7 protein-coding genes and 1 pseudogene are annotated in these 9,319 nt (G+C 69.7%); 6 read left to right on the top strand and 2 right to left on the bottom strand.

Annotation, left to right across the window (positions count from 1 at the left end):
• Positions 1 to 136 precede the first annotated feature (136 nt).
• On the top strand, positions 137 to 1,717 hold the full coding sequence (locus VIM26_RS02755; RefSeq protein ID WP_331948789.1) for an altronate dehydratase family protein: 1,581 nt from the start codon (positions 137 to 139) through the stop codon (positions 1,715 to 1,717).
• 74 nt (positions 1,718 to 1,791) lie between these two features.
• Here the strand turns inward: VIM26_RS02755 and VIM26_RS02760 are convergent, their stop codons facing one another.
• Positions 1,792 to 2,766, bottom strand: coding sequence for a Fic family protein (locus tag VIM26_RS02760; protein ID WP_331948790.1), 975 nt, complete (start codon positions 2,764 to 2,766; stop codon positions 1,792 to 1,794).
• Positions 2,767 to 3,226: 460 nt separating this feature from the next.
• Positions 3,227 to 4,432 carry a Na+/H+ antiporter NhaA gene (nhaA, locus tag VIM26_RS02765; RefSeq protein WP_331948791.1) on the bottom strand — a complete coding sequence of 402 codons (1,206 nt, stop codon included), beginning with the start codon at positions 4,430 to 4,432 and terminating at the stop codon, positions 3,227 to 3,229.
• Positions 4,433 to 4,909: 477 nt separating this feature from the next.
• On the opposite strand from nhaA, the gene VIM26_RS02770 reads away from it, so the two are divergent.
• From VIM26_RS02770 to VIM26_RS02790, 5 genes and pseudogenes are all read left to right on the top strand, one after another.
• Positions 4,910 to 6,280, top strand: coding sequence for an MFS transporter (locus VIM26_RS02770; protein ID WP_331948792.1), 1,371 nt, complete (start codon positions 4,910 to 4,912; stop codon positions 6,278 to 6,280).
• Between the two features lie 627 nt (positions 6,281 to 6,907).
• Positions 6,908 to 7,210 carry a 5-deoxy-glucuronate isomerase gene (locus tag VIM26_RS02775; RefSeq protein WP_331948793.1) on the top strand — a complete coding sequence of 101 codons (303 nt, stop codon included), beginning with the start codon at positions 6,908 to 6,910 and terminating at the stop codon, positions 7,208 to 7,210.
• Positions 7,211 to 7,243: 33 nt separating this feature from the next.
• Positions 7,244 to 8,083: an IclR family transcriptional regulator gene (locus VIM26_RS02780; RefSeq protein WP_331948794.1), complete on the top strand. Its 840-nt coding sequence runs from the start codon at positions 7,244 to 7,246 to the stop codon at positions 8,081 to 8,083.
• 31 nt (positions 8,084 to 8,114) lie between these two features.
• On the top strand, positions 8,115 to 8,903 hold the full coding sequence (locus VIM26_RS02785) for an SDR family oxidoreductase (protein WP_331948795.1): 789 nt from the start codon (positions 8,115 to 8,117) through the stop codon (positions 8,901 to 8,903).
• Positions 8,900 to 9,319 (top strand): annotated as a pseudogene (locus VIM26_RS02790) (C-terminal binding protein); the annotation flags it as partial. The gene VIM26_RS02785 and the pseudogene VIM26_RS02790, both read left to right, overlap by 4 nt.

Raw genomic sequence — 9,319 nt, forward strand, 5'->3', positions numbered from 1 at the left:
GTGCTCTGGTTCCTCTACCCGCTCACGGACGACCGGCTCAAGGTGATCGTGGCCGAGACCCACGCACGCGAGGCCGACGCCAACCCGGACGACATCGCCCCCGTGGCCTAGGCCTGCCGAGAAGGAGAATTGCACCGTGACGACAACCTCTGAGCTCGACGGTACGGATCGGACCTCGCCGCCCCCGGTGGCGCTCGCCGAGTGCGCCCTGCTCCTGCGACCCGACGACGACGTCGCCGTGACCACCCGGGAGCTCCCGGCCGGCACCCGGGTGCTCCTCACCACAGGCGAGATCGTCCTGGCAGACGGCGTGCCGCGCAGCCACAAGCTGGCCGTGCGGGACGTCGCCAGCGGGGAGCCCGTGCACAAGTACGGCCAGTCCATCGGCCGGGCGACCGCGGACATCACCGCGGGCGACCACGTGCACTCCCACAACCTCGGCATGGACACCACCGCGCGGGTGCACGAGTTCGCAGCCGTGCACAACGAGCTGGCCGCCCCGACCGGGCCGGTGCGGACGTTCGAGGGCTACCACCGCGCGAACGGCAAGGTCGGCACGCGCAACTTCGTCGGCGTGCTGACCTCGGTGAACTGCTCGGCGTCGACGGCGAAAATGGTCGCCGGCCAGTTCAGCGGCATGGCCCTGGACGCGTTCGAGAACGTCGACGGCGTCGTCGCCCTCACCCACCAGAGCGGCTGCGGGCTGGTACCCGGCAGCGAGGGCGCGAACATGCTGCTGCGGACGCTGCGCGGGTACGCGGCGCACCCGAACTTCGGCGGCCTGCTGGTGGTCGGGCTCGGCTGCGAGATGGTGCCGGTGCGCTCGCTCGTCGACGGCCTCGACCTGCCGTCCGACACGATCGTGAGGATGCTGACCATCCAGGACACCGGCGGCGTGCGCGCCACGGTGCGGGCCGGCGTCGAGCTGGTCAAGGAGATGCTCCCGGAGCTCGACGCCCGCCGTCGGGCACCGGCTCCGATCAGCGAGCTGGTGCTCGGACTGAACTGCGGCGGGTCGGACGGGTACTCGGGGATCACCGCGAACCCGGCGCTCGGGCACGCGTCCGACCGGCTGATCGCGGCCGGCGGTACGTCGATCCTGGCCGAGACGCCCGAGGTGTTCGGGGCCGAGCACCTGCTCACGCGGCGCGCGGTGTCCGAGCCGGTCGGGCGCAAGCTGCTCGAGCGCATCGATTGGTGGCAGGACTACGCCGTCGCCGGCGGCGGGACGCTGGACAACAACCCGTCGCCCGGCAACAAGGCCGGCGGCCTGACCACGATCCTGGAGAAGTCCCTCGGTGCGGTCGCGAAGGCCGGCCAGGCGGACCTCGCCGCGGTGTACGAGTACGCCGAGCCGGTCACCGAACGCGGCCTGGTGTTCATGGACACCCCCGGCTACGACCCGGTCTCCGTGACCGGGATCGTCGCCGGCGGGGCCACCGTGGTCTGCTTCACGACCGGCCGCGGCTCGGTCCTCGGGTGCCGCCCGACGCCGTCCATCAAGCTCGCGACGAACACCGAGATGTACGAGCGCATGACCGAGGACATGGACCTCAACTGCGGCCGGATCGTGGACGGCACCGCGAGCTTGGTCGACGTCGGCGACGAGATCTTCGAGCTGATCATCGCCGTCGCCTCCGGCGCGCGCACCGTCAGCGAAGAGCTGGACCTGGGCCAGGAGGAGTTCATCCCCTGGCAGCTCGGCACGGTCACCTGACCCCGCCAACCCGCCGAGGTAGTACCTCCGCGTCGATGTAGCGTCGTCGACGGTCCTACCTCGACGTTGGGGTACTACTTCGGCGGAGTTCGCAGCCGGGCATTCAGCGATTCGATCTCATCCATCACATCGGTCGCAGCCCAGGCGAGATTCCGCTTCGACTGGGTGATCGGGTGCAGGACATCGGCCGCCGCCAGCTGCTCGATCGCCGTATACGTGCTCGACGTCGATGCGCCGGTGAGCAGTGCGGCGGTCTGCGCATCCAGCGCCGGGTGCTCCAACAGGACGTCGATCAGCTTCGCTGCCGCCGAACCACGCCGGGCGTGGACTCGCTCATGCCATCTGGCCGGCATGGCTGCCAGTTCGACCGCCGAGACTCGGGCCTCCTGCGAGGCGCGCAGGGTGGCATTCGCGAGATAGCTCACGAACGGCCCCGCAGCACCGTCCCGGTAGGCGTTCACCAGCGAGAAGTATCGGTCGACATCGGCCACCATCACCGAGGCGACCGGAATGATGGCGCGGGAGGTGACGCCCCGGCGCCGAAGCACAGCGTTGATCAGTGCGCGCCCGATGCGCCCGTTGCCGTCCGTGAACGCGTGGATCGACTCGAACTGGGCGTGCGCAATCGCCGCCTGGGTCAGCGCGGGCATGTCTCGGCGGTTCACGAACCGCACGAGATCGGTCATCAGGTCGGGCACCATCTCCGGTGACGGTGGTACGTGGACGGCGTCCCGCGGGGAGTAGTTCGACCCGCCGATCCAGTTCTGCATCGTCCGCAGGTTGCCCGCGTACTGCCCGTCAACTGGGTCCTCGTGCATGAGTCTGCGATGCGCGTCGAGGATGTCGTCGAGCTCGATTCGCCCCTTGTCGCCGGCGGCGGTGACCATCGCGGTGAGTGCCCGTGTGGCGGCGATCATGGAGTGCGCCTCGGGGGGTGCCTTAATTCCGACGACCGCCTTGGCGAGGTTGTCCATGGTGGCGTCGACCCGTTCGATACGCGAGGACGCCACGGACTCGGTTCGGAGCAGGAAGTCCCCCAGCGAGGCCATCTGAGATCCGAACTCCAGGTCGAGGGAGCTGGCAGCGATAACGGCTTGCTCGAGGTCGGCGCTGACCTGTGGAGATGGCTCGTAGTCGAGGCCATTGATTAGTGGTGGGACCGACGTCCGCACCTCGGTGAACGTGCGGTCCTCGCGGGGGCCTCGCCCCGTGGATCGCCACGGTCGGGGCTCATGGTCGTGCGCTGGCCAGTCCGTGCTCGACCCGACGACCGGATCGGGCGTCAGGCTCGTCCTGATAGTGAAGCGACCCACCGTTCCGCGGGAGCGTGCCGCTGGATCCACTCTCATCGTCTGCTCCCTCACCCGGAACTGCCCGCCCAGTAGTCCGAGTTTAACTGGTTAACCCGGAACATGGCCGTTCATCTTCCGGGTTATGACCGGCGAGTCAACCGGTTGAACTGGGCGGACGAACGCGCACGAGGCACGACGAATCCGAGATGCTGGTGGGCTATGTGTGGACGCGGGAGCGGCAGGTGAGCAGGATCGCGCCGAGGGCGGCCGAGGCGACCGAGCCGACCAGGACGGCCGCCTTGATGTGGTCGCTGTGCGGGGAGGTGGCGTCGAACGAGAGGGCGCCGATCAGCAGCGAGACCGTGAACCCGACGCCCGCGACAACGGACACCGCGACCAGGTCCGGCCACCGCACGGACTCGTCGAGGTTCGCCCGCGTGAGCTTGACCAGCAGGAAGGTCGCGAGCAGGATCCCGACCGGCTTGCCGATCACGAGGCCCAGCGCGACGCCCTGCGCGGCGGGGTCGTCGGCGGCGCGCATGAGGTCCGCGGCGCTGAAGCTGATGCCGGCCGCGAACAGCGCGAACACCGGCACCGCGAGGCCCGCGGAGACCGGTCGCCAGAGGTGCTCGAACCGTTCGGCGAGGCTCTGCTGCTCGCCCGGGCGGGCCAGGGCGGGGACGGTGAACCCGAGCATCACGCCGGCGATCGTCGCGTGGATGCCGGAGGCGTGCATGAAGCCCCAGGCCAGGATCGCGAGCGGGACGAGGACCCAGGCCGTCATGCCGCGCCGCCGGACGCACAGCGCGAAGACCGCGATGGTCGCGAGCGCCGCGCCGAGCCAGACGAACGCGAGATCGTCGGCGTAGAAGATCGCGATGACCACGATCCCCAACAGGTCGTCGACGACGGCGAGGGTGAGCAGGAACGCGCGCAGCGCGGTCGGCAGCCGGCGCCCGAAGATCGTCAGAACCGCTACCGCGAACGCGATGTCGGTCGCGACCGGGACGGCCCAGCCGCCCATCGCGCCGCCCGCGCTCGTGGCGTTGACCAGCGCATAGATGCCCGCCGGCACCGCCATCCCGCCGACGGCGGCGAGGATCGGCACGATCGCGGTCGAGGGGCGGCGCAGTTGCCCGTCGACCATCTCCCGCTTGAGCTCCAGGCCCACGACGAAGAAGAAGATCGCGAGCAGCCCGTCGGTCGCCCACTGCGCGAGGCTCAGGTCGAGGCCCAGCGCGGACGGGCCGACGACGGCGTCGCTCAGCGCGGTGTACCCGTCGCGCCAGGGGGAGTTGACCCACACCAGCGCCACGACCGCGCCGACCAGCAGCAGGATCGCGCCGGCGTTCTCCGAGCGCAGGTCGTCCGCGAAGTTGCGCTCGGCGCCCGGGGTCAGCCGGCCGAACAGGATCCGCCCCATGCGAGCCGCCGGTCGCGGGGCGTCGGGTGGTGGAGCGTGCGACACAGTGGGTGAGCCCCTCGAGGTTGGCGATGACGACGGCGATGTCCTGTGAGGGATCGCTGGCGGTCAGCGGCGACGACCCGAAGCTCGCGAAGAGGCCGGCCGGGCGCGTCCGATCTCGGCGCGCGCAGGGCCTGTGATCCCTCGGGGCAGCGTACCGACCCGCGAGTTGGGACTTCGTACCCGGATGGCGGGGCGCGATTCGGTGCTAACTTGTTCCGTGGGTTGGAACCGAGTTCCATCCAGGCCGAACGGACCACGGGAGCAGTTCGACCGCCAGACCCGCGCTCACAGGTGAGCACGAGGTTCCGCCCGAGCGAAAACAAGGTCGTTTCGATCTATCGCAGTGGCGAGCGTCCCCGCTCGCGTTTGAGAAGTTTGCGGCTCGGCCGACGGTGGCACGAGCAGAGCGAGCGCCAACGAGAATGGTGAGCCATGACCACGAACATTGTCCGGGAGGGCGGCGCAAGGACGCCCCGCCCCGGAATGGACGCCGTCCTTCCCCCGACAGATCAGCAGAACCTCCGCCGCGCCGCCTGGGCGGGCGGGATCGGCACCGCGCTGGAGAACTTCGACTTCACGATCTACGGCACGGCGTCCGCGATCATCTTCGGCAAGATCTTCTTCCCGAACCTCGACCCGACCGTCGCCGTGATGATGTCCTTCGCGACACTGTTCGTGGGTTTCGGTGCTCGCCCGCTCGGCGGCCTGTTCTTCTCGAAGTACGGCGACCGGCTGGGCCGCAAGTTCGTCATGGTCGCGACGCTGTTCCTGATGGGTACCGCCACGTTCGCCGTCGGCCTGCTCCCCAGCTACGCCGCGGTCGGCGTCTGGTCACCGATCATGCTGGTCATGGTCCGGTTCCTGCAGGGCTTCGGCGCCGGCGCCGAGCAGGCCAGCGGGATCGTGCTGCTCACCGAGACCGCCCCCAGGGGCAAGCGCGGGCGCTACGCCTCGTTCGTCTTCGTGGGGGCCGCGGCCGGTGCCGCGATGGCCGCCGTCGTGTGGATCCTGGTCCAGCGAATGTCCGACGCCGCGCTGCTCTCCTACGGCTGGCGCCTGGTCTTCTTCAGCTCGATCTTCGTCACCATCGCCGCGTACATCATCCGCCGCAAGGTCAAGGAGTCCCCGGTCTTCACCGAGCTCAAGGTCGAGGGCATCATCGAGCGCAAGAAGTCGCCGGTCGCGGACGTCATGAAGCACGGCTGGCGGAACGTGCTCCGCGTCTTCTTCATGAACGTCGGCGCCAACGCGCACTCGTACATCTTCCAGGTCTTCGCGGGCGCCTACCTGATCAACCAGGTGCACGTGGACGCGAAATGGATTCCCAAGTTCCTCCTCATCGGTGCCGTCTGCGCCTGCTTCTCCGCCGTCGGCTTCGGCATCATGTCCGACAGGTTCGGCCGCAAGCGGATGTACCTGATCACCACCGGCTTCCTGTTCCTGTTCGCGACGCCCGCGTTCATCCTCATGACCACCGGCAACCTGTTCCTCATCGGCCTGGTCATCGTGATCGGCTTCATGGTCGCCTCACAGGGCACCGTCGGGGTCCAGGGCGCGTACTTCCCGGAGCTGTTCGGGTCCCGCTACCGGTACGCCGGCGTCGCCGTCGGGCGTGAGTTCTCCTCGGTCGTCGGCGGGGGCATCGCACCCTTCATCTGCGCCGCGCTGGTCACGGCCGCGGCCGGATCCTGGTGGCCGGTCGCGGTCTACATGATGGTGATCATGGCCATCACGTTCGGCACGACGCTCTTCGCCCCCGAGACCCGGGACCGCGACCTGCTCAGCGAGGCGGACGCGACGTAGCACCATCCGCGCCGGGCGCAAGCCCCGTCCGGTCCGCCGGGCGCGGCGCCCTTCCCGCAGCACCAGACCCACGCATCTGAAGAGGATCGACATGGAACAGCGTTACGCCACCAGCCCCGAGCACGTCCCCGGGATGGACACCGCGGAGCTCCGCGACCGGTATCTGGTCCAGGACCTGTTCGTCGACGACGAGGTCCGTGCCGTCTACACGCACCACGACCGGGCCGTGCTCGTCGGGGTCAGCCCGGTCACGACGGCCCTGGAGTTGGGGACCTTCCCGGAGATCCGCAGCGAGTACTTCTTCGCCCACCGCGAGGGCGGGATCGTCAACGTCGGCAGCCCCGGCACGATCACCGTGGACGGCACCGAGTACAAGGTCGCCACGGGCTCGTGCCTGTACATCGGTCGCGGCGCGCGAACGGTCGTGCTGGACTCCACCGGCGCGACCGGCCCGCAGGACGCGGCCCGCTTCTACCTGATCTCCGCCCCCGCACACACCGCGTACCCGACCACGCTCGTCGAGGCCGGCCAGGGCAACGTCCGCGAGCTGGGCGACGCGCTGACCTCCAACCGGCGCAACTCAACCAGTACATCCACGAGAGCGGTGTCAAGAGCTGCCAGGTCGTCATGGGGGTCACCACGCTGCATCCCGGCAGCATGTGGAACACCATGCCCGCCCACACCCACGACCGCCGCACCGAGTGCTACCTCTACTTCGACCTGCCCGACGACGCCCGCGTCATCCACCTGATGGGCGAACCGTCGCAGACGCGGCACCTCGTCGTCGCAAACCGCGAGGCGGTCATCTCCCCGAGCTGGTCCGTGCACTCCGGGGTCGGCTCCGCGAGCTATTCGTTCGTCTGGGCGATGGCCGGGGAGAATCAGTCGTTCGATGACATGGATGGCTTCGCCATCGCCGACATGCGCTGATCGCTGGCGAATCAAAGACTGGGGACCTGGGACATGACCACGGAGATCGCTGCGGGCGCGCGGGGCACGACGACGGGGCCGGTTCCGGCCACGTCAATGGCCGCTGCCGGCGAGGCGGTGACGGCGAGCCCGACCGCGAGCGCGAGCGAGAAGACCCTGCTCGTGCTCGAGGCGGCCCTCACCCACTCGCGGTTCACCGAGGTCGTGGAGGCCACCGGGCTCGCGAAGGCGACCACCCACCGCATCCTGGGCACGCTCGTGGACCGGCGGTTCGTCACCGTGTCGGCCGACGGCAGCTACCTGCCCGGACCCAAGATCCTGTCCCTCGCCGGTCGCGCGCTGCAGCGCATCGACATCTCGGCGATCGCCCGGCCGTTCGTCGACGACCTGGTGGAGGCCTCCCACTGCACGATCCACCTCGGCGTCGTGAACGGCGACGAGATCATCTACCTGATCCGGGCCGACTCCGACAAGCCGTACCAGATGCCGTCGCGCGTCGGCCTGTCGATCCCGATGCACTCCACCGGGATCGGCAAGGTCGTCCTCGCGGGTTACACCGACGACGAGCTCGAGCGGTTCGTCGCGCGGGCCGGCCTGCCGTACCGGACCGAGCACACGCTCACCAGGCTGGACGCGCTGCGCGCCGAGATCGCCGTCGTCCGCCAGGTCGGATACGCCCTGGACCGCGAGGAGAACGTGCCCGGCCTGGGCTGCGTCGCGGCCCCCATCCGGGACCACACCGGCACCGTGAAGTACGGGGTCAGCGTCTCGACGCTGACCCTCGAGCACACCATCGAACAGATCGAAGCCATGGCGCCGCTGGCCGTCGAGACCGCGAACCGGATCTCCACCGCCCTCGGCTACCTGCCCTGACCCTCCGGCCCCACCAAGGAGCACGCCCCAGATGACCGCCGCCAGCAGCCCCGCCCGATACGCCGAGAGCCTCTTCAGTCTCGAAGGAAAGCTCGCCGTCGTCACCGGCGCGAACCAGGGCATCGGCCTGGCCATCACCCAGTCCCTCGCCTCGGCGGGCGCGGACATCGTCGGGGTGAGCTTCGACATGCCCGACGGCGACAGCACGGTCCGCTCCATGGTCGAGGGCCTGGGCCGCAAGTTCACGCCGCTCAAGGCCGACTTCTCGGTCCGCGAGCAGGTCACCGAGCTCGCCGAGGACCTCGCCGGTCGCGGCGTGGACATCCTGATCAACAACGGCGGCACCATCCGGCGCGCGCCCATCGCGAACCACACCGACGAGGACTTCGACTACGTCCTGGACGTCAACCTGCGCGCGACGTTCTCCCTCACGCGGGAGATCGGCCGCGGGATGGTTGCCCGCGGCGCGGGCAAGATCGTCAACACCGCCTCGCTGCTCAGCTTCCAGGGCGGCGTCAACGTGCCCGGGTACACGGCATCGAAGTCGGCCGTCGCGGGCCTGACCAGGGCGTTCGCCAACGAGTGGGCCGTGGCGGGCGTGAACGTCAACGCGGTCGCCCCCGGCTACGTCGCCACCGCGAACACCAAGGACCTGCGCGCGGACGCCGAGCGCAGCCAGGCGATCCTGGACCGCATCCCGGCCGGCCGCTGGGCGCAGGCGTCCGACATCGCCGGCGCGGTCCTGTTCCTGTGCAGCCACGCGGCGGACTACGTGCACGGCATCGTCCTGCCGGTCGACGGCGGCTGGCTCGCGCGATGACCGCCGCAGCGATGCGCATCGTCATCACCGAGTGCGACCACGACTCGTTCGACGCCGAGCACCTCGTCACCGACCCGGCCGGCGCCGAGCTGGTACTGACCCAGTCGTTCACCGCCGCCGACCTGGTGGCGAACGCCGCGGGTGCGGACGCGATCCTCGTGCAGTACGCGGAGATCACCGGCGAGGTCATGGACGCCCTGCCCGGGTTGCGGGCGATCGGGCGTTACGGCGTGGGGGTCGACTCGGTCGACATCCCCGCGGCCACCGCGCGCGGGATCGCGGTGTGCAACGTGCCGGACTACGGCACGGAGTCCGTCTCGGACCACGCGATCGGGCTCACCCTCGCCGCGGCCCGCGGCATCCCGCGCCTGGACCGTGGGCTGCGGGCCGGCTCGTTCGACCTGGCCGCGGTCCGT

Origin of the sequence: Pengzhenrongella sp. (assembly GCF_036565025.1) — a bacterium.
In the GTDB taxonomy this organism is placed as follows: Bacteria; Actinomycetota; Actinomycetes; order Actinomycetales; family Cellulomonadaceae; genus Pengzhenrongella.